The organism is Clostridium perfringens, from assembly GCF_016027375.1.
Lineage (GTDB): Bacteria > Bacillota > Clostridia > Clostridiales > Clostridiaceae > Sarcina > Sarcina perfringens.
Genome location: NZ_CP065681.1, coordinates 1,715,915 through 1,737,631, shown reverse-complemented (window position 1 = coordinate 1,737,631; position 21,717 = coordinate 1,715,915). Strand labels below are relative to the sequence as shown.

Genomic DNA, 21,717 nt, shown 5'->3' with positions numbered 1-21,717 from the left:
AAAATCTACAATATTAAAGAAAAAGCTGTCATTACTTCTACGTAATGACAGCTACTATATATTTTTTATATATTAGAAACTTTTTCTTTCTTCTCAAGGTATCCTTTTAACTGTTGCAATCCTAAAATTAAAGCTCCTCCTATAATAAAGAATAGGAAATTAAAGCTACTTAAATTCATAGCAGCCTTTGGAATCTCTAATGTAGTTGGTCCCATAAAAACTGCATATATAGATCCAATCATTAATCCTATTATAAAATAAATCATTTGAGACCTATAATTTGAAAGTAAGAATTTTATTAATCTTATTGTAGTTATTATTCCTACAACTACCCCTAGTCCAAAAACTATAAGCATAGGTAAATAACTAAAATTAAATGTTAAAACTTCTTTCACTCCATTTACAACAGGTGCATAAAGACCAAATATTAAAAGTAATGTTGATCCTGATATCCCTGGTAAAACCATTGCTGATATAGCAATCATTCCAGCAAAGAAAACATATAGTGCAAGTGGTAATGAAAACTCATTTAATACTAAACTTGTTCCTTTTGCACTTCCTGTAGCTGGGTTAAAATATGTTATTGCAGCAACAATAGCTATTCCTAAAATAGCATATATTATGTATCCATAGTTTTTCTTTAATGATTCTTTGTCTTCACTAATTATTATTGGTATAGAAAATATTATAAATCCAGTAAATAAAGAACTGATTTTATATATTTCTTTATCAAATATTGATGCTATAAATAATATTGATAAAACCATACCAGTTATCCAACCTATTCCTAATTTTAATAAGAATATTATAGCATCTTTTTTGCTTACATCAGTTTTTTTTGTAGATGTTAAAGCATTTAATGAACTTATAAACTTATTATAAAATCCCATTATAAATGCTATAGTACCACCAGAAACCCCTGGAACACTATCTGCTAAAGCCATTAAAAACCCTCTTATAAAGTTAATCACATACATAGCCTATCTGCTACTCAAAATATGGTCAAATGTATCCATATCGAGATCATTCCTTCTTCATAAAGCCTCGCCTTGCCTAAGCTACTACGATTTTGTATGGCTCTCCAAAGGCTTAAATTCCGAAGTTAGCCCTCCGTACATATATAAGTGCTTTTGATTTTAAGCTATCTTATATTCTTTTGCATTTTTAAGATTAATACTTGCGTTTAAATCTCTATCAATAGTAAATCCGCAATCGCATTTATAAATTCTATCTGATAGTTTTAAATCCTTCTTAATCTTTCCACAATTACTACAAGTCTTTGATGATGGATAAAATCTATCAACTATTCTAAGTTCTATATTATTTTGTTTGCATTTAGACATTAGTTTAGTTTTAAATTCAAAAAACTTCTGACTTGAAATAGCTTTAGATAAATGCTTATTCTTCATCATATTGGATACTGCTAAATCTTCAATTGTTATATAGCTTGGTTTTTGCTTAACTATTGAAAATACTGTTTTATTTATATAATCAGTTCGTATATTAGCTAATCTCTGATGAAGTCTTTGTACTTTGACTACTTGTTTTTGAATATTTTGACGAGTAGCTCTCCCTTCTTTTATATTTTTATTTCTTATTTTTAAACTTTCATATTTCCTTGAAAGTTTTCTTTGCTCTCTTTTTAACTTCTTTTCGATTTTCTTAACCGTTGAAGTTTTATTTATATTTTTAAATTTATTACCATTTGAACATATTGCAAATTCCTTAATACCTAGGTCAATTCCTAAACCTTCATTATTGGGATTAGATATTTTTATATATGTTTCTTCAACCAATATAGATACATAATATCTATCAGCTTTTTGACTTACTGTACCACTTTTAACTACTGAATTTTTAGGAATATATCCAAACTCTTTTAATCTTACCCATCCTAAAGTTGGTATTTTGACTCTATGTCTTTCTAAAGTCCAATCTGTCTTATTATTCTTAGGAAAATAAGCTTTTACATCTTGATTTTTCTTTTTCTTAAATCTTGGAAAACCCTTAGCTTTTTTAAAGAAATCTTTAAATGCTTTATCTCCATTCATAATAGCTTGTTTAGTAGCTTTAGAAGATACTTCTTTAATCCATTTTTTATCTTGATTATTTGGGATATATTCGTTATTTAACCACTTTGAAAAGTCCATACCACTAACAAACTTTCCTTCTTTCTCGTAAATCTCTTTATTATGAGCAATGTAGAAATTATATATAAATCTTGATACACCAATAGTTTGGTGTATTTTAGATTTTTGATCATCAGTAGGATTAATTTCTATCTTGTATGCTCTTTTCAACTTCTTCATCCCCTCTAATTTTTTTCTTATATTTTCTTAATCCATATATGCGACAACTAAAAATATGAAGTATTGATATTATATCTTGGAATAATTCTTCTTGTGGTGAAAGAAAGACTTTCATTATTTACAACTATAATCTCTACATTGAATTTATCTGAAAAAATTTCAAACCAATCATATCCAAAACTCATAAATCTATCTTTATCAGTTATAATAATTGTACTTATCTCATTTGTCATACAACTATCAATAAGTCTATTCTATTTTTACGATTATACTTTAGTCCACTTCCATAATCCTCTATAACTTCATCTACTATTATTCCTTTAGTATTAGCATATTGTCTAAGAAATTCAACTTGATTTTTTAAATCATTTTTCTGGTTAGAAGTTGAAACTCGTGTATAAATAACTATTTTTCTACTATTTGTTTCTTTATGTATTCCTGTATCTCAAGATACTGTTCATAAGTATAGCATCTTCTATTTGTAGGAGTTCTAAATACTTTTAATTTTCTGTCATTATCCCACCTTTTCAGCTCAATAACTGATACATTTAATAATTCTGCAAATTCTTTAGGTTTATAATATTTTCTCATATAATCACTTCATCTTGTGATTATATTATATCCTATTAGACCATATTTGATTATATTTTTATAAACAAAATAATATCTCCTTTAAAATCTTATATTTATATATTATTTTGTTATATCCAATTCATCATATAATTCCTCTAATGTAAGATTATTATCATAACAATATTTGCTTACTTCTAAATCTCCAACATATCTATAGTGCCAAGGTTCATAACTATACCCAGTTATATCTTCCTTTCCTTTTAAATATCTTAGAATGAAACCATATTTATGAGAGTTTTCTAAAAGCCACTGTCCTTCTTTTGTATCCTCAAAAGACTCTTCTAATTGAAACCCTATAGATCTAGTAGTAAGGTCTACAGCTAATCCTAATTGATGCTCACTTGTTCCTGGTAAAGCCACAAGATTGCTTGAATCACTCTTCTCTTTTTCTAAAGCTCTGCCATATAAATATTCCTGCTCTTCATAAGACCTATAAGCACAAGAAAGGTATAAGTCTAACCCAGCTTTTTTTGCATCACTAAAAAGATTTTCTAAATCTTTCTTTAATACATTGCTAACTCTGTTTCTAGGTTCATTTTCTAAACCTACAAAATTAACCTTTGGAATAATTAATTCTTCTGGCTTATAACTTTTATCTATTGAGTTTTCCTTATTTACAACCTTAAACAATCCATCCTTATCATTTAAAATTATTTTTTTAATACGAAGCTGCTCTTCACTAAGCTCTTCTTTATTTGATTCTTTATTCTCATTATCTATCTCTTCATTAGAACTTACATTACTCACCTCTAAAGCTTTCAATTTGTAAGACTCATAGCTTCTTCCTATAAAAAAACTAGTTATTGTTAATGTAATAATAACTCCTGTTAATATGTAACTTTTAAGTTTCACCTAAACATACCTCCAATTATTTATTAAACAGACTAATCTTTTAAATTATTACCAAATTAACATTATATAAACGTAATATTTCAAAAATTTAAACTGTAAAATAATAAATTGAAGTTTTCTATTGGGAATTAATACAAAGTTTATTATATTATAAACTTTATTCCATATTCAATATTATAAATTAAAATCATATATTTTGATTAAAATTTAGCAAAGTTTAAAGTAATTTAAAAAAGTACTAAAAGATTTTAACTTTTAGTACTTTTAATTTATTTTGCTGCTTTTAATTTGCTTCTTCTGTGTCTATCTGTTTTAAAGGTAAGATTAACTGTAAATAGTATTATAACTCCTACGTAACAAATTAAGTATAATCCTACTGAAATACTATTAATTAGAATCAAATAAATAGCTGTAATTATAACCCCTAAATTTCCAATCCACTTAAAGGTATTTCCTAAGACACTACTTACATACTCCAAATCATCTTTTTCCTTATCAAAACCTGATAAAAGATGAGCTAGATTTTTATCCTTTACTTTTTTTCCTATGAATATGTTAAAAATACTTAGTAATAATAATAAAATAGCAATAAGCATATATCCTCCTAAGACCCTTTTATTATATAATACTATAATTTTACATATATATTCTCAGTTTCCACTTAACTTTATTAAATATTTTTTAATTTTACTTTTTAAAACTTCTATTTTGTATTATAAGCTTTTCATACCAATCCTTTAATACTAAAGATTATATTTATCTTATTAATAAAAAAAACACCTGATAATATTCAGGTGTTTGGTGCCGAAGACGGGACTCGAACCCGTACGAGTATTAGCCCGGCGGATTTTGAGTCCGCTGCGTCTGCCAATTCCGCCACTTCGGCTTGAACATTTTTATTATATATTAACTGTTCATTTCTGTCAATACATATTTTTCCATATAAATTCTTGTAAATTTTCATTCTAAAAATACTTTTAAAATTTTTAAGTTTATTTTATTTTTATATTTAATATTCATAGCAAAGTAATATTCATAATATAAATTATAATATGATCAAGTTAGTTTAGGAGAATAATAATGAATGATCTTTTAAATCTTTTTATATACATAGATGAATATTTAATAAAAAGTCTATCTTCTGTATATCTAAATGGATATATAGATATACGTACTTCTAAAAGAATTTGTGACAACACCTTATCTGGAAGAATTCACTTAGATGAAAATAATAAAACCTTTTGTAGTGATGGAAAAAGTCGAATGTATAATAAGGGTTTTAAAACTAGTAATAGATCAAATGACTTTAATGAAACAAATTGTTATGGAAATGATAGAAGCATAGAAAATAGACTATTTGGAAGAACTGAAGAAGAAATAAAAAGAATTTATACTTCTTTTGAAATACACAATACTATGCTTAAGAGGATGACTACATCAAAAGTTATTAAGGATCTTGAAAATTCTCATTTAGTTGATTCTCATATTTCTGAAGGAGATTTTATAAGAACAAAGGGATGCATAACAGAAACTTCACTCTCTTCTTACTTAGATTCAATAATAAGCTTAATAGAATGCTTTCCCTTAGACATATTAGACTCCCTTTTAAAAGATAAAAACTTAGGCAATTTAAACTTTTCTATAATATTAAATTTACTAAAAACAATTAAAGATAAACTCTCTTTAAATTCAACTGAAGATATAATTATGAATTGTTCTGGCTATACTGCAATACTTAATACCAATTCAAAATACTTTTTAAATGGAGATTGTTATGTATTTGATAAATGTAATTGTAATTGCAATGTTTTAGGAAAAGTTATTAAAGTTTGTACAAATAATAATGATTGTATAAATTTATTAAGAAAGCTTACACAGGAAAATTATTATATTGATTTATTAAAGTCAATTGAGCCTTATTTAGATTTATTGAAAAATCTTAATATACCAATTCCTAAATGTCCAGAACCTAAAGTTAAATCACCAGCTGTACTAATAGCACCAATAAGCATGTATTTTTAAAGCCTTCTAAAATTAATTAGAAGGCTTTAATTTTTTATTATTTAGCTATTATTTCAATTCCATCCTCTGTAACTAGTATTGTGTGCTCCCATTGAGCTGAAAGTGATCCATCCATAGTTAAGGCAGTCCAATCATTTTCTGCATCTACAAAGACATCGTATTTTCCTTCATTTATCATAGGCTCTATTGTAAATATCATACCTGGTACTAATACCATACCCTCTCCAGCATCTCCATAATGATATACAAATGGATCCTCATGAAATTTTAATCCTACTCCATGACCTCCAAAATCTCTTACCACTGAATATCCATTCTTTTCTGCATGCTCTTGAATTGCTGCCCCTATATCTCCTAAGAATCCCCAAGGTTTAACTGCTTCAATACCTTTTTCTAAGCATTCTTTAGCTACTTTAACTAATCTTTTTGCATTTTCACTAGCTTCTCCAATAATAAACATTCTTGAGGCATCTGAATAATATCCATTATATATAGTAGATACATCAACGTTTATTATATCTCCTTCTTTAAGAATTATATTTTCATCAGGAATTCCATGACAAACCTCATCATTTATAGAAGTACAAACACTTTTAGGGAATCCACCATAGTTAAGTGGGGCTGGAATAGCTCCTCTACTTACAGTATAATCGTGTACTATTTTATTTATATCTTCAGTACTCATACCTGCTTTTATTTTCTCTGCAACTAAATCTAAAACAGCATTGTTTATTTCTGCACTTTTTCTTATACCTTCTATTTGTTCTTCATTTTTTATTATATCTCTAGTAGGAACTTCAAATCCTTCTCTAGCTAAATTTTCTATTCTCTCATCAAATTCCATATGACATTTTTTATATTTCTTACCACTGTTACACCAGCATAAATCATTTCTATTTATTCTCATTTTCCTGTCTCCTTATAAAAACTTTAAATACACCTTAAAGTATATATCTATACTTTTAAGTATATACTAAGTTATACTTTTTTCAAGTTTACACCTTATTAATAAGATTATAAAAAAAGATATAGGATTTATGTACTCTATACTATCCCATATCTATAATTCTAAAAACAATATAAGTTTTACTCCCTTTTATCTATAAAAAGAGCTATATTTTCTCTTATTATACTCATTATAATTCATTAAATTATATATAACTCCCTTTATATTAATCCTCTTTGCAAATATTATCATATTAAGTTCCTCCCATTTATCCTTTTTATAATAATATGTAATATTTGCTTCAATTATTAAAAAGCAATGTGTTTTTCTTTTGAAAGATTTATTTTATCATTTTCTTCTATGGATTCTAAAACATATCTAACAACTGAATTATTTAAATACATTGCAAAAAATAGATCATTTCTATGTCCATATACATCTCTATATTTCTTTAAAGCATTTTTAAAAAAGACATCATAATCTGAGTTTCCTAGTATTTTATAACTATCTTTTATTATTATATCTTTACTAAAAACCTTATGTAACTTTTTCTCATATAACACATGCTTTAAGGTTACACTCTCCTTAAAACCCCATTCCTCATCATGAGGCAAAGAAAAAAAGTCACATAGAAAATGACATATTACTCCTAACTCTATACTAAATTTTTCTTTTCCTAAATGATTTATTATTTCATCACTACTTAACCTACTTAGCTCTTTTACCTTTTCATCAATAATCTCTTCAAACTGTTTTCTGCCATGTTTTTTCAACCTATATTTAGGTGAAATATCTGGAAGAACATTTCCTTTTAAAAAACTTTTTTTATCAATTAAATTTCTTCCTCTTCCTTCAATAGTATTAAATGTATTTTCTCCTATTTCAAGATGAGTTTTATAAAGCATATTAATCACCACCCTTAGTATATTTTGTTCAAAGTGCAAAAAAAAATTACAATAATAATAAAAAATAGATTATATGCATATAATCTATTTGAGGTGATTTTATGACTTTAAAAAACAAAAATAATTTAATAAAACATCTTAGTTTTATTACTATTATTTTAATTTCCTTTACTTTAATATTTACCTTTAAAGATAATTCTACTAAATCTGTTATTAATGAAAATACTATTAAAGAAACTATAAAGTCAGATTTAAATGGTGATGGGAAAGAAGATTGTTTATATATAGAATTAGGAAGTGAAAATAATTATATAATAAATGCAACTATTAATGAAAAAAGTTATGAATTAACTCCAAATAAAACAATTAATTCTCTAGGTAACTTTTCGCCTAATCGTCCTATAACTTTAAACTTATTAGATTTAGACAGAAATAATATTAAAGAGATAATTGTTCAATCTTCTGAAGAAGATAGCTCTATACAGCATTTATTTAAGTGGACTGGAAATGGCTTTGAAGATATATTTTACTCTACAAACAATATATTAGGAATTGTAGATTCAAATAATGGGAAAACCCCTAAAATACTTTCTTTTTCCTTAGGTGATAGTAAAGAAAATATTCAAAAATATATGCTTTTAAATAAAAAATTTAAAAATATATCCTATGATACAGTTGAACCTACTGGACTATATTCTATAATTTCTTTTATAGACATAATATCTTTAAATTATGAAATATCTGAACTTCCAAATATATTTGCAACTTATATTTCTAAAGAAGATCTATCTCAAATATGGAGATTAGAAAAAGAGTCTTATTATTATGACTTTCAAGAGGCTTTCTTTATGGATATAGCTTGGAATAATACTGGAGAAGCCACTAATTGCTCTTGGACCTTAAACTTTAATAAAATCCCAAAAGAAAACCCTAATAATAAATCACAAGTTAAATTCATAATTCAATTAGAAAAAATTAATGATACATTTTTAATAAGTTCCATAAATTTAAATATTAATAAATAATAAAAAGAGATTTATCAAAATAACTTATAAATAAAAATTATAAATAAAATTTGATCAAAGTTAAGAATTTCTCATAATATATTTATAAATTTCATATACAAGTTTTGATAAATCTCTTTTTTAAATTAAGTATATAAATCTAATAAGTTATTTTTCCTTCCTTATACATCTTTAAAACCTTATCTAAAAATCTAGCTCTTTGAGGATCAACAAAATTTCTAAGGGAAAGTATCATAGTAACTATTGGATCCATACTTGTATCACCACTTACATTATTTGGTGCTCCTAAATTTCCACCTCCCATATTTCCACCCATCATATTAGCAATAGCTCCTAAGTTCCCCATATTACCCATTGGATTCATTCCTTGTGCTCCGCCACCTAGTAATCCCATAAGTGAGCTTAAATCCCCCATAGGGTTTCCATCTCCCATAATAGCTGATAAAGGATTATTATTATTCATATTTCCTTTCTTACTACTTTTATTCTTAGAAGAATTATTCTTTCCTCCATCCTTGTTATTTAAAATAGAATTTATAGAATTCATATCGAATCCATCACTGCCCATAGAAGATAGAACTTCTGATACTTTGTTTACATCAACATCTCCAAGTCCTAACATATCTAACATCTGAGGATTTAATCCCCCCATAAAATTTCCTTGATTTGAATTTTCACTAACTTTATTTTTGCGTCTACGCTTTGACATCTCCTATCCTCCTTAATAAATTTATGTATATGTACTATAATTTTTTATTTTTTTAGGAGGGTTAAAAAACCCTCCAAAAATTATTCTAACAACATTCATAGCCGCAGCTATTTGCGTTTACACCACCACATAGCCAGAATAATAAGAATAAGATATATGCTCTATCATTGCATAATAAACCTGATTGACAAAGTATTAGCAATGTTGGTAATGTTGTGCAAGCATTAAATCCTGAACAACCAGTATTTCTACTTTGTTGACTGCAGCAATCATGTTTTTTGCCTTTGCATTTGCATTCGCATTTACATCTGCATCTACATTTGCAGCATTTCTTTCTACTCATAAAAATTCACTCCTTTTTCTATTAGCAACATCTATTATTGTTGCATCCACAAGCATTAAATCCACCGCATAGTAATGATAATAAAATTAAGATATATGCTCTATCGTTACATAATAAACCTGAACATTGTAAAACTAAAAGAGTTGGTAGTACTGTACAAGCATCCATTCCTGTACATCCGCCATGTCTACTATAGTTTTCATGACTATTACAGCAACATTTTTTCTTTCTACTCATTTCTCTTTACTCCTTTTCTATTTTCTAAGCCTTTGTTAACATCCACAATTACCTAATAATCCATTGCAGTTATTGTTTCCGCCATTATTTCCGAAGCCACCACATAAAGTTGCTAAAATAATTATCCATATTATAGCGTTACATCCAAATCCACCATTTCCGCCTCCACAGCAGCATTCATCTTCACAGCAGCAACAGCATCTGTTACTATTTCCACCGAATCCGCCATTTCCGCCGAATCCGCCACCACATAATAAGAATAACCAAATTAATGTCCATATTCCGCCACCGAAGCCAAAACCACAGTTATTTCCGAATCCTCCGCAGTTATTTCCAAAGCCACCACAATTGTTTCCAAATCCACCACAAGAGTTATTTTCAAATCCGTTAAAATTATTAACTCCTCCTACAGATTGTCCACAATTATCAAAAGAATTTCCACATCCTGAAGTATTACAGCATCCTGAGTTACCACAATTGTCATTTGACATTCCTTCTAAGATTTCATTTAAGTCCATAAATGTTACCTCCATATATTTTCTTTATACTATATAGTATTCTCTTCACAAATTTTTGACACATATTTATGGAATATTTTCTACTTTTTGTAATAAATATTGATAAAAGGGCATATACTTCAAAAAAAGAAGCTGCGAAGATAAAATCTTCACAGCTTCTTTAATACTATATTCTAGAAACATCTAAAAAGTTAATTTTATATTTAATTTATGAAATTAAACTTCTTCAACTAAATCATCAAAAAGGTAATCTACAAGTTCATCTTTTCCTTTTTTATTTAATGAAGAGAAGAACTTAAGTTTGTGATCTTTAGGTAATCCTAGAGTTTCTTTTATAAGCTTTTCGCTTTTTCCTATTTGATTATTAGATATCTTATCACTCTTTGTTGCAATAACTACAACTTCATATCCATAATGCTTTATCCATTCATACATTTGAACATCATCAGCAGTAGGCTTATGTCTACAATCTACTAATAAAACAACCTTCTTTAAAGGTCCTCTATTTAATAAATATCTTTCTATTGTAGCACCCCAAGATGCCTTCTCTTTTTTAGATACTTTTGCATATCCATAACCAGGTAAATCTACTAAATAAAAATCTTTATTTAATAAGAAGAAATTTATTAATCTAGTTTTTCCTGGAGTTTGACTTACCTTTGCTAAGCCTCTTCTATTAGTTAATGAATTAATTATAGAAGATTTACCAACATTTGATCTACCAACAAAAGCTATTTCTGGTAGGTTATCATCAGGATACTGTTCTCTCTTAACCGCTGATATTATAAATTCCGAACTTTTTATTTTCATTATTTTTCAACTCCAACCAATGCATTTTCTAATACATCATCAATTTTATCTGCAAGTATTATATTTAAACTATCCTTAACTATTTTAGGAAGTTTAATTACGTCTTTTTCATTTTCCTTAGGAACTATAACCGTATCAATTCCTACTCTTCTTGCTGCTAAGCATTTTTCTTTTAAACCACCAATAGCTAAAACTTTTCCAGTTAAAGTTATTTCTCCAGTCATAGCAACATTGTGTTTAACTTTTTTACCAGTTAATGCTGATACTAAGGCAGTAGTCATAGTAACCCCTGCAGAAGGACCATCCTTTGGTACTGCACCCTCTGGAGCATGTATATGAATATCTTTCTTAGAATAAAACTCATCCTTTATTCCTAATTCCTTCATATGAGCTCTCACATAAGAGTAAGCAGCTTTTGCAGATTCTTTCATTACATCTCCAAGTTGTCCAGTAAGCTCTAATCTGCCCTTACCATCCATAACCATTACTTCTACTGGTAAAGTATCTCCACCATAAGCAGTCCAAGCCATTCCTGTAACTACTCCAACCTTATCTTCCTTATCAATTTCTTCATAGCTAAAGATTTTTGGCCCTAAGTATTTTTCAACTAACTTAGTAGATATATTTAAATTTTTCTTATCTTTTTCTATTATATCCTTTATTCCTTTTCTTATAACATTAGCTATTTGTCTTTGAAGATTTCTTACTCCAGACTCTCTTGTATAACTATCTATAATAAGTTTTAAAGCAGAATCAGATATAGTTATTATTTTATTATCAACACCATGTTCTTTTAATACCTTTGGTACTAAATATTTCTTAGCTATTCTGAATTTTTCTTCATAAGTATATCCTGATACCTCTATTAATTCCATTCTATCTAAAAGAGGTCTTGGAATTCCATCTAAAGAGTTTGCTGTTGTTATAAACATAACCTCTGATAAATCAACATCCACCTCTAGATAATGGTCTCTAAAAGTTTTATTTTGCTCATTATCAAAAACCTCTAGTAAGGCATCAGCTGGATTTCCTTTGAAATCCATTCCTAACTTATCAATTTCATCTAGTAAAAATACTGGATTCATACTTTTAGCTTCCTTTAATCCAGTAACTATTCTTCCTGGAATTGCTCCAACGTAAGTTCTTCTATGTCCTCTTATATCAGCTTCATCTCTAACTCCACCTAAAGACATTCTTACAAACTTTCTATTTAGTGAAGTTGCAACACTTTTAGCTATAGAAGTTTTACCTACCCCTGGAGGTCCAACTAGGCAAAGAATAGGGCCTCTTAATGAATTACTTATTTGCTTTACAGCTAAATATTCAAGAATTCTATCCTTTACGTCCTTTAATCCATAATGATCTTTATCTAATACTTTTCTCGCATCTTTTATATTTAAAGTATCCTCAGTAAATTCTCCCCAAGGCATGTCTAATAAATTTTCTAAGTAAGTTCTTGTAACTCCTCCATCTTGAGAATATGGAGATGATGCCTTAAGCTTTGAAATTTCATATTGAGCTTTTTCCTTAACCTGATTAGGTAATTTTTTCTCATTTATAACTTTTTCAAACTCAATTATAGCTTTCTTATTATCATCATCTTCTCCAAGTTCCTCTTGGATTACCTTCATTTGCTCTCTTAAATAATATTCTCTTTGGCCTTTATCTAATTTCTTCTTAACTTTAGTTCCAATTCTTTTTTCTATTTTAGCTACTTCAATTTCTTCTTTCACATAAAATATTAATTTTTCTATTCTTTTCTTTAAATCTAAAGTTTGAAGAATATCCTGCTTGTCCTCTTGTTTTATAAGAGCATATGAAGAAATTAAATCTGTGACCTTATTTAAATCTTTTTCTTCTTCTAGATTATCAAATAAATCAACACCATTTATTCCACTACTTGCTGTAATATCTAAAAACTCAAAAAAATCATCCTTTAACTTTCTTGATAAAGCTTCAAGTTCATGGTCAATTTCATTATCAATATCTATTTTCTCTATTGATGCTTCAAGTAATTCCTCTTTATCAAAGAATTCATCCATCTTTGCTCTTTCAATACCTTCTACTAAAACTCTTATAGTGTTTTTTGGCATTTTTACAATTTGCTTTATTTCACAGATTGTACCTATATTAAAGATGTCATCTTCACTCGGATTGTCAATCTCTATATCTTTTTGAGCTGCTAAAAATATTTTTTGATCTCCTGCCATAGCCTTTTCAACAGCTTCTATTGACTTTTCCCTACCAACGTCAAAGTATATAACCATATTAGGAAATACAGTTAGACCTCTTAGAGGAATTAAAGGAAGAATTAATTTATCTTCTTTCATAAATATCCCCTCCAAAAAAATTAATAACTACATATTATATAAATATATAGTCTTTAACAAGTATACACATATTACAAGTTTTTTTCAAGCTTATTTAATTCCATAAAAGAAAACTAACACTTTAAGTGTTAGCTTTCTTTATAGATTCTGCATTTAAGGCACCAGCACCAAAAAATGCCCTATTATCTTTAATTATTAAGCTCTCTTTTTCTATACATTCTTCTTCATAAAGTGCAAGATCTAATACCTCTTCAATTTTCTTAACACCAACTATCTTTATTCCATCAATATCCCTAGTTATACTACTTAAATTTTCCTTTGGAACAATTACCAATTCTACTCCCGCTCTCTTTGCTGCTAATATCTTTGCATTTACTCCCCCTATTGGTTTTACCTTTCCCTTTATTGATATCTCACCAGTCATAGCCACTCTATTATTTACAGGCACTCCTTTTATGGCACTATATATGGCTGTAGCTATACTTATTCCAGCAGATGGACCGTCTACTGGTATTCCGCCTGGAAAGTTAACATGTATATCATATGCCTTTGAATTTAAATTAAATATATTATCTAATACTGTCAATACATTCTGTACAGAACAATATGCTGTGCTTTTTCTCTTTATTTTCTTCTCTCCACCGCCTAGTTCCTCATCATCAACTATTCCAGTAATTTTTATACTACCTATACTATTACTTGATAGCTTTGCAGTAGCTTCTATTTCCATTAAAGCTCCATTGTTAGCTCCATACACAGCTAAGCCATTTACATACCCAATTTCAGGTTTATCATTTATCATTCTTTCCATTCTAGGATTATATTGACCATTTTCAATAACCCAATAAATATCACTCTCTTTTATGTAATCTCTATTTTCATTTATTGCAAGACCAGAACATAATTGCACTAAGTTTATAACTTCTCTTCCATTAGTACAATATCTAGATACTATGTCTAATCCCTCATCACTTATTCTATAGCCAACCTTATTTGTAGCATTTAAAGCAATTTTTCTAATCTCTTCAACAGTTAGTCCTCTAAAAAATATTTCTACGCACCTTGACCTTATAGCTGGCACTATTTCCTCTGGACTTCTTGTAGTTGCACCAATTAATCTAAAATCTGCTGGTAATCCATTATCAAATATTTCTTTTATATATCTAGGAGTATTGGGATCTTCTGAACTATAATAGGCTGAATCTAAAAAAACTTTTCTATCCTCTAAAACTTTAAGAAGCTTATTTAATTCAATAGGATGGAGTTCTCCTATTTCATCTATAAAAAGTATTCCTCCATGAGCCTTTGTTACAGCTCCTGGCTTAGGTTGAGGAACCCCTGCAATCCCTAAGGAACCTGCTCCTTGATATATTGGATCATGAACGGAACCTATTAGTGGATCTGCTATCCCCCTCTCATCAAATCTTAAAGTTGTGGCATCTATTTCAACAAATTTAGAGTCCTTATTAAAAGGAGATGCTGCCATTTTCTTAGCCTCTTCTAAAATTATTCTAGCAGCTGCAGTTTTTCCTACCCCTGGCGGACCATATATTATTACATGCTGTGGATTTGGCCCACAAAGTGCTGCTTTAAGAGCTTTTATTCCCTTTTCCTGTCCTATTATTTCTTCTAAATTACTTGGTCTACTTTTTTCAGTTAAAGGTTCTGTCAGTTTTATCATTCTTAATTTATTTAATTTTTCCATTTCTTTTTCATTTTCTTTTTCTAAAACACTATTATCTTTCTTCTTACTCGCAAAGGACTTGCTCATATATATATAGAATAAAATTGATATAAGTAATTGTAGAAACATTATAAATGTATAAGTATTCATCTCTAATACCTCCCGTTCTATACGGTTAGTATTTACCTATTTTTGTGATGATATTCCAAAAACTCCATAAAAAATAAAAAAGATGCATAAATAGTATGCATCTTTTTCTATTAAGCAGTTTCTATATCTTTTCTAGCTTTATTTTTCTTCTCAGTTTTTAAAGTTGGTCTAACTTCTCCTTCTGGAAGCTTTTCAAGCTCTGGATCTTTTCTATCTTTGATTGTTTCTTCAGTTATAGTAGCTTTTACAATATTCTCTTCTGATGGTATATCAAACATTATATCCATCATAGTTTCTTCTACTATAGCTCTTAATCCTCTAGCACCAGTTTTTCTATTTATAGCTTCATCTGCAATAGCTTTTAAAGCTTCCTCTGTAAAATCTAGTTTTACATTATCAAGCTCAAATAACTTTTTGTATTGTTTTACTAGAGCATTCTTTGGCTTAGTTAAAATACTTACTAAAGCCTCGTTATCTAAAGCTTCTAAAGTTACTAAAACTGGTAATCTACCAACAAACTCTGGTATTAAACCGAATTTTAATAAATCTCCAGGCATTATATCCTTTAAAAGTTCTCCAACGTTCTTTTCGCTTTTTCCTTTAACCTCAGCGCCAAAACCTATAGAACTCTTAGTTCCTCTTTTTTCTATTATTTTATCTATTCCATCAAAAGCTCCACCACAAATAAATAAAATATTTGAAGTGTTAATTTGTATAAACTCTTGATGTGGATGCTTTCTTCCACCTTGTGGTGGAACTGAAGCTGTTGTTCCCTCTAATATTTTTAATAAAGCTTGTTGAACACCCTCTCCAGAAACATCTCTTGTAATAGATGGATTTTCTGATTTTCTAGCAATCTTATCTATCTCATCTATATATATTATACCTTTTTCAGCTCTTTCAACATCATAATCTGCATTTTGAATTAGTTTTAAAAGTATATTTTCAACATCTTCACCAACATATCCTGCCTCTGTTAATGTTGTAGCATCTGCTATAGCAAATGGAACATTTAACATTTTAGCAAGAGTTTGTGCAAGTAATGTCTTACCTGAACCTGTAGGTCCTAATAAAAGTATGTTACTTTTTTGTAGTTCAACATCATCTTCTGCCTTATTAGCATTTATTCTCTTGTAATGATTATAAACAGCTACTGCTAAAGATTTCTTAGCTCTATCTTGACCAACAACATATTGATCTAAATAGTCTTTGATTTCTTGTGGCTTTGGAAGATTACTAGCTTCTAATGGTGATGATTCTGTATTTCCTTCAAATTCATCTTCTATTATTTCTGAACAAAGCTCTATACATTCATCACATATATATACACCAGGACCTGCGATTAATCTCTTAACCTGTTCCTGATTTTTACCACAAAAAGAACATCTTAATTGCTTTTTGTCTTCAAATTTTCCCATCTTATCCACCTCAACTTTCAATAAGATTTAAGTTGTAGATTATTTTCTTTCTATAACTTTATCTATTAATCCGTATTCTACTGCTTCTGATGCTTCCATGAAATAATCTCTTTCAACATCTACTTTTATCTTTTCAAGAGGTTGATTTGTATTTTCACTTAAGATTTGGTTTAATTTATCTTTTATCTTTAATATTCTCTTAGCATGAATATCTATATCAGTTGCTTGCCCTTGGAATCCACCTAAAGGTTGGTGTATCATTATTTCAGCATTTGGTAATGCAAATCTCTTTCCTTTTGCTCCTGAAGATAATAAGAATGCTCCCATAGAAGCAGCCATACCGATACAGATTGTAGATACGTCAGGCTTTATATATTGCATAGTATCATAAATTGCCATTCCAGAAGTTATAGAACCTCCTGGGGAATTTATGTAAAGATGTATATCTTTATCTGGATCTTCACTTTCTAAGAATAATAATTGCGCAACAACAAGGTTAGCCGTTACATCATTAACCTCTCCACTTAACATTATTATTCTATCTTTTAATAATCTTGAGAATATATCGTAACTTCTTTCGCCTTTGCTTGTTTGTTCAACTACCATAGGTACTAAATTGCTCATTAAATTCCCTCCTTTTAAAAAAAACTCTAATTATAATATTGCCATATATATCATAAAAACATACATTATCATAATTATTATATAAAAAAAATAGACATTTGTTAATTAGTCTTTTTCTAAACAAACTTTTAATTTTAAAATAATTGCCAAGAAATACTTCCTGGCAATTATCTGAAAGTTTATTTATTTATTATTTTAAAGATTCAAATAACATTTTTAAAGTTTTTTCTCTCTTAACATCTAACTCTAAAGCAGCTCTTTGAGCATTTAATAATAGATCAACCATTTTCTCAGTTTCTGCTCCGTTTGAGTACATTTTAGCAACTTCTTCTGCTTTTGCTTTTAATTCTTCTTCAGTAGCTTCTATAGCTTCTGCTTCAGTTACAGCACTCATAACTAAATCAGTTTTTACTTTTCTTTCAGCATTTTCTTTCATGTAAGATTTCATCTTATCTTCAGTGCTTCCAGTGAACTCATAGTATTGCTCTAAGCTTAGTCCTTGTTGTCCTAATCTCATTTCTAAGTCTCTTACCATGTTTTCAACTTCTCTGTTTATCATAGCTTCTGGAATTTCTACTTTTGCGTTATCAACTACAGCGTTTATAACTTTTTCTTCCATTTCTCTTTTAGCTCTTAATTCGTTAGCTTTTACAGCTTTTTCTTTTAAGTCAGCTTTTAATTCTTCTAAAGTATCAAATTCTGAAACTTCTTTAGCAAACTCATCATCTAAAGCTGGTAATTCTTTAACTTTTATTTCTTTTACAGTTACTTCGAATTTAGCTGGTTTTCCGTTTAAGTCTTCTTTTCCATAAGCTTCTGGGAATGTTACGTTAACATCTTTGCTTTCTCCAACTTTTAATCCAACTAATTGCTCTTCAAAGTTATCTATGAAGCTTCCTGAACCTATTTCTAATGGATAATCTTTTCCTTCTCCACCTTCGAATGCTACGTCATCTATGAATCCTTTGAAGTCTATAACAGCTATGTTTCCATTTTCAACTGTTCCTTCTTCTTTAGTTTCAACTCTAGCATTTCTTGCTTGCATATCAGCTAATTGTTTTTCTATGTCTTCTTCTTTTACTTCGTAAGATACTTCTTCAACTTCTAATCCTTTGTAATCTCCTAAAGTAACTTCTGGGTAAGTAGTAACTTTAGCTTTGTAAACTAAGTCTTTTCCTTCTCCAACTTCTACTACTTCGATTTGTGGATAATCAACTGGTCTTACGTTGTTTTCTTCTAAAGCAACTCCGTAAGTTTTATCTATACAAGCGTTTATTGCATCATCAAATAAAACTTCAACTCCGTAGAATTTTTTAACCATGTTCATTGGAACTTTTCCTTTTCTGAATCCTGGTATGTTAAACTTCTTTGAGTTTTTATTATAAGACTTTTTTAACGCCTCGTTAAAGTCCTTAGCATCAACTTTAATTTCTAATTCTACAACATTTGTGTCTATTTTGTTCATTTTAGCTTCCATTGTATATTCCTCCTGTAAATAGCCTTTTAAATTCATGTTTTATGAATTAACCTAGGCAATTATAACATATAATTTCTTTTTTTATCAAATATTTCTTTTATTTTATTCTTACATTTATACATTTTATCATACTAGTAGTTTTTTTTCTATAAAATCTTTAACATCTTTTAATTCTTCGTAAGTTTTAAAATTATCCCTATAAACTTCTATTATTAATGGTCCTTTATAATCTAAAGTTTTTAGTTTTTCAATGATAGGTTTATAATTTACTCTCCCCTTACCTGGAAGTAAACAAATACTTTTTTCATCTCTATCGTTTATATGAAAATTAACTAAATCCTTCCCCATGATATCAATATAATGGAGAGGATTTTCATTACTTTTATATGCTTGTTTTATATCACAGGTAAATTTAATATCATATTTTATGTTATTTTTTAAATACTTTAAAAATTCTATATCTGAAGACATACACCAGGAAACATTTTCTTGAGATAAATATATATTATTTTCTCTTGCTATATAAGCTAATTCATTATATATATCTAAAATTTCCTTCTTATTAATAGTATTAAACTCTTGTTTTCTCATACCATGAAAGGTATATGAAAAAGCTCCTAATTTATTAGTAGCTTTGCATATATTCTTAAAAACCTCTAAAGAATCTTTTCTTCTTCTCTCATATTGATCAAATAAATAAGGTTCATACATAGATGAAAAAAAATGTACTGATTTTATATTAAAGTTATTTTTCTCTTTTTCCTCAATTAATTTCTTTACAAAATCATCACTATACTCATAATAAGTATTTAAAAATAATTCTCCTGTATTAAAATCCAATTCTTTCATTATTTTAAATGATTTTTCCAATTCAAAATCTGGATAAAAACATGCTGAAGAAATTCCAACTTCCAAATTAATTTCTCTCCTTCCTTTTTAATCCTTATTATTATAACTTATAGTAAACATTTAAATAAACTTTTTTAATTTTTATTTTAAATAATATCATTTGCTTATATGGAGATACTATGTTATGATAAGCTTTGTTTGATTGTGAGAATTTTAAAAATAAAATAAATTTTAAAAACTAAAAATATACAAGAAGAAAGAGGATAAAGAATGAACAATATAAAATTTGATGACTTAGGTCTTAAGGAAAGCTTACTTAAAGCTATAAAAGATATGGGATTTGAAGAGCCATCTCAAATACAAGCTGAAAGTATTCCTGTAGCCCTAGAAGGACACGATATAATCGGTCAAGCTCAAACTGGTACTGGTAAAACAGCTGCTTTTGGATGCGCTATAATAAATAATGCTGATTTTTCAGGAAAGAAGAAATCTCCAAAAGCACTTATTTTAGCACCAACTAGAGAGCTTGCTATACAAGTTAATGAAGAACTTGTAAGACTTGGAAAACATGAAAAACTTTCTGTTTTACCAATATACGGTGGTCAACCAATAGATAGACAAATTAGAGCTTTAAAAAATGGTGTTGATATAGTTGTTGGAACACCTGGTAGAGTATTAGATTTAATAAGAAGAAAGAGTTTACCTCTTAACGATATAGGATTCCTAGTGTTAGATGAAGCTGACGAAATGTTAAACATGGGATTCATTGATGATTTAGAAGAAATTGTTAAATCATTAAAAACTGATAGACAAACACTTTTATTCTCTGCTACTATGCCTCCGCAAATAAAGAAATTAGCTAGAAATTACATGAAAGAAGATACTAAGCACATCGCAATAAAGAAAAGTTCTTTAACAGTTTCAAAAATAGAACAATTTTATTTTGAAATAAAACATAGAGATAGATTTGAAACACTTTGTAGAGTTTTAGATTTTGATGAACCAAATGCTGCAATAATTTTCTGCAAAACAAAAAAAGGTGTTGACGAAGTTGTAGAAAAAATGCAAGCTAGAGGATATATGGTTGAAGGTATGCACGGAGATATGAGCCAAAACCATAGACTTCAAACTTTAAGAAAATTCAAAGAAGGAAGCTTAGACTTCTTAGTTGCTACTGATGTTGCAGCTAGAGGAATAGACGTTGAAAGCGTAACTCACGTTATAAACTACGATCTACCACAAGACAATGAAAGTTATGTACATAGAATCGGAAGAACAGGTAGAGCTAACAGAGAGGGAGTTGCTTATTCTTTAGTTACTCCAAAAGAATATATGATGCTTAAACAAATACAAAAGCATACTAAGAGTAAAATAATAAGAAAAGCTGTACCTACAGTTGATGAAATATTCCAAAATAAACATAATAACATAATAAATAATGTAAAATCTACTATAGAAGAAGCTTCAGAAGATTTCCAAAAGTTTATTCCAATAGCTACTCAATTAGATGAAGATTATAGCTTAGTAGATGTTGCAGCTGCTCTTTTAAAAATAGTATTTGATAAAGAATCTTCTTTTGATTACACTTCAAATTCTATAGAAGCTCCTGTAATGGACGAAACTAGATTATTTATGTCTGTTGGAAGAAGAGATGGTATAACTCCTAAATCTCTTGTTAACTTCTTAAAAGAGACTGCTAGAATAAGCCCTAAGCAAGTTGGAGATATAGACATAAAAGAAAACTTCTGCTTTGCTAACGTTGATGCTGATGCAGTAAATAATATAATGAAAAAATCAATGGGTAAAAAACTTAACAAAAGAACTGTTAATATAGAAGTTGCTAAAAAAAGAAAATAATATAAAAAAATACATACTC

Annotated in this window: 20 protein-coding genes, 1 tRNA gene and 1 pseudogene; 3 read left to right on the top strand and 19 right to left on the bottom strand. The window is 28.4% G+C overall.

The genetic code is table 11. From position 1 onward, the window contains the following. Positions 1-65 precede the first annotated feature (65 nt). From I6G60_RS08455 to I6G60_RS08430, 6 genes and pseudogenes are all read right to left on the bottom strand, one after another. A complete protein-coding gene (locus I6G60_RS08455) occupies positions 66-977 on the bottom strand; it encodes a DUF368 domain-containing protein (protein WP_003460063.1) in 912 nt (303 codons plus the stop codon). 159 nt (positions 978-1,136) lie between these two features. Further along, positions 1,137-2,300: an RNA-guided endonuclease InsQ/TnpB family protein gene (locus I6G60_RS08450; RefSeq protein ID WP_003460029.1), complete on the bottom strand. Its 1,164-nt coding sequence runs from the start codon at positions 2,298-2,300 to the stop codon at positions 1,137-1,139. Further along, positions 2,272-2,900: pseudogene (locus I6G60_RS08445) on the bottom strand (IS607 family transposase). The gene I6G60_RS08450 and the pseudogene I6G60_RS08445 overlap by 29 nt, the downstream one beginning before the upstream one ends. 102 nt (positions 2,901-3,002) lie before the next feature. Further along, positions 3,003-3,794, bottom strand: a complete 792-nt coding sequence (locus I6G60_RS08440; RefSeq protein WP_003460040.1) for a M15 family metallopeptidase — start codon at positions 3,792-3,794, stop codon at positions 3,003-3,005. 269 nt (positions 3,795-4,063) lie between these two features. Next, positions 4,064-4,390: a hypothetical protein gene (locus I6G60_RS08435; RefSeq protein WP_003460036.1), complete on the bottom strand. Its 327-nt coding sequence runs from the start codon at positions 4,388-4,390 to the stop codon at positions 4,064-4,066. A 203-nt stretch (positions 4,391-4,593) separates the two neighbouring features. Continuing rightward, positions 4,594-4,680: transfer RNA gene (locus tag I6G60_RS08430), tRNA-Leu, on the bottom strand. Positions 4,681-4,874: 194 nt separating this feature from the next. Here I6G60_RS08430 and I6G60_RS08425 point away from each other — a divergent pair. Beyond that, positions 4,875-5,816, top strand: a complete 942-nt coding sequence (locus I6G60_RS08425) for a DUF6414 family protein (protein WP_003460046.1) — start codon at positions 4,875-4,877, stop codon at positions 5,814-5,816. 37 nt (positions 5,817-5,853) lie between these two features. Here the strand turns inward: I6G60_RS08425 and I6G60_RS08420 are convergent, their stop codons facing one another. Both I6G60_RS08420 and I6G60_RS08415 read right to left on the bottom strand, forming a co-directional pair. Continuing rightward, positions 5,854-6,723 (bottom strand): methionyl aminopeptidase, encoded by an 870-nt coding sequence (locus tag I6G60_RS08420; protein ID WP_003466212.1) that lies wholly within the window; start codon positions 6,721-6,723, stop codon positions 5,854-5,856. Positions 6,724-7,070: 347 nt separating this feature from the next. Further along, on the bottom strand, positions 7,071-7,667 hold the full coding sequence (locus I6G60_RS08415) for a zinc dependent phospholipase C family protein (protein WP_003460916.1): 597 nt from the start codon (positions 7,665-7,667) through the stop codon (positions 7,071-7,073). A gap of 101 nt (positions 7,668-7,768) precedes the next feature. Here I6G60_RS08415 and I6G60_RS08410 point away from each other — a divergent pair, with 101 nt between their 5' ends. Further along, positions 7,769-8,692, top strand: coding sequence for a hypothetical protein (locus tag I6G60_RS08410; RefSeq protein ID WP_011590823.1), 924 nt, complete (start codon positions 7,769-7,771; stop codon positions 8,690-8,692). 139 nt (positions 8,693-8,831) lie between these two features. Here I6G60_RS08410 and I6G60_RS08405 read toward each other — a convergent pair whose 3' ends face one another. From I6G60_RS08405 to I6G60_RS08355, 11 genes are all read right to left on the bottom strand, one after another. After that, positions 8,832-9,401 (bottom strand): hypothetical protein, encoded by a 570-nt coding sequence (locus I6G60_RS08405; RefSeq protein ID WP_011010422.1) that lies wholly within the window; start codon positions 9,399-9,401, stop codon positions 8,832-8,834. An 85-nt stretch (positions 9,402-9,486) separates the two neighbouring features. Beyond that, positions 9,487-9,744: a hypothetical protein gene (locus tag I6G60_RS08400; protein WP_003477994.1), complete on the bottom strand. Its 258-nt coding sequence runs from the start codon at positions 9,742-9,744 to the stop codon at positions 9,487-9,489. A gap of 21 nt (positions 9,745-9,765) precedes the next feature. Further along, positions 9,766-9,981, bottom strand: coding sequence for a hypothetical protein (locus I6G60_RS08395; protein ID WP_003460758.1), 216 nt, complete (start codon positions 9,979-9,981; stop codon positions 9,766-9,768). Positions 9,982-10,016: 35 nt separating this feature from the next. Further along, the gene (locus tag I6G60_RS08390; protein ID WP_111744235.1) at positions 10,017-10,499 is read right to left on the bottom strand and encodes a hypothetical protein; all 483 of its coding nucleotides are present in this window, start codon (positions 10,497-10,499) and stop codon (positions 10,017-10,019) included. Between the two features lie 216 nt (positions 10,500-10,715). Beyond that, positions 10,716-11,309 (bottom strand): ribosome biogenesis GTP-binding protein YihA/YsxC, encoded by a 594-nt coding sequence (gene yihA, locus I6G60_RS08385; protein ID WP_003448636.1) that lies wholly within the window; start codon positions 11,307-11,309, stop codon positions 10,716-10,718. Then, a complete protein-coding gene (gene lon / locus I6G60_RS08380) occupies positions 11,309-13,639 on the bottom strand; it encodes an endopeptidase La (RefSeq protein WP_003460768.1) in 2,331 nt (776 codons plus the stop codon). The genes yihA and lon overlap by 1 nt, the downstream gene beginning before the upstream one ends. Before the next feature lie 121 nt (positions 13,640-13,760). Continuing rightward, on the bottom strand, positions 13,761-15,473 hold the full coding sequence (gene lonB / locus I6G60_RS08375) for an ATP-dependent protease LonB (protein WP_096071503.1): 1,713 nt from the start codon (positions 15,471-15,473) through the stop codon (positions 13,761-13,763). Between the two features lie 110 nt (positions 15,474-15,583). After that, positions 15,584-16,891 carry an ATP-dependent Clp protease ATP-binding subunit ClpX gene (gene clpX / locus I6G60_RS08370; protein WP_003448621.1) on the bottom strand — a complete coding sequence of 436 codons (1,308 nt, stop codon included), beginning with the start codon at positions 16,889-16,891 and terminating at the stop codon, positions 15,584-15,586. 39 nt (positions 16,892-16,930) lie between these two features. Next, positions 16,931-17,515 (bottom strand): ATP-dependent Clp endopeptidase proteolytic subunit ClpP, encoded by a 585-nt coding sequence (clpP, locus tag I6G60_RS08365; protein ID WP_003448628.1) that lies wholly within the window; start codon positions 17,513-17,515, stop codon positions 16,931-16,933. Between the two features lie 190 nt (positions 17,516-17,705). Continuing rightward, positions 17,706-18,992 carry a trigger factor gene (tig, locus tag I6G60_RS08360; protein ID WP_003460760.1) on the bottom strand — a complete coding sequence of 429 codons (1,287 nt, stop codon included), beginning with the start codon at positions 18,990-18,992 and terminating at the stop codon, positions 17,706-17,708. A gap of 126 nt (positions 18,993-19,118) precedes the next feature. Beyond that, positions 19,119-19,907 (bottom strand): sugar phosphate isomerase/epimerase family protein, encoded by a 789-nt coding sequence (locus I6G60_RS08355; protein ID WP_003470445.1) that lies wholly within the window; start codon positions 19,905-19,907, stop codon positions 19,119-19,121. A 204-nt stretch (positions 19,908-20,111) separates the two neighbouring features. Between I6G60_RS08355 and I6G60_RS08350 the strand changes: the two genes are divergently transcribed. Then, positions 20,112-21,698, top strand: a complete 1,587-nt coding sequence (locus I6G60_RS08350; RefSeq protein WP_003481525.1) for a DEAD/DEAH box helicase — start codon at positions 20,112-20,114, stop codon at positions 21,696-21,698. Positions 21,699-21,717: the final 19 nt, after the last annotated feature.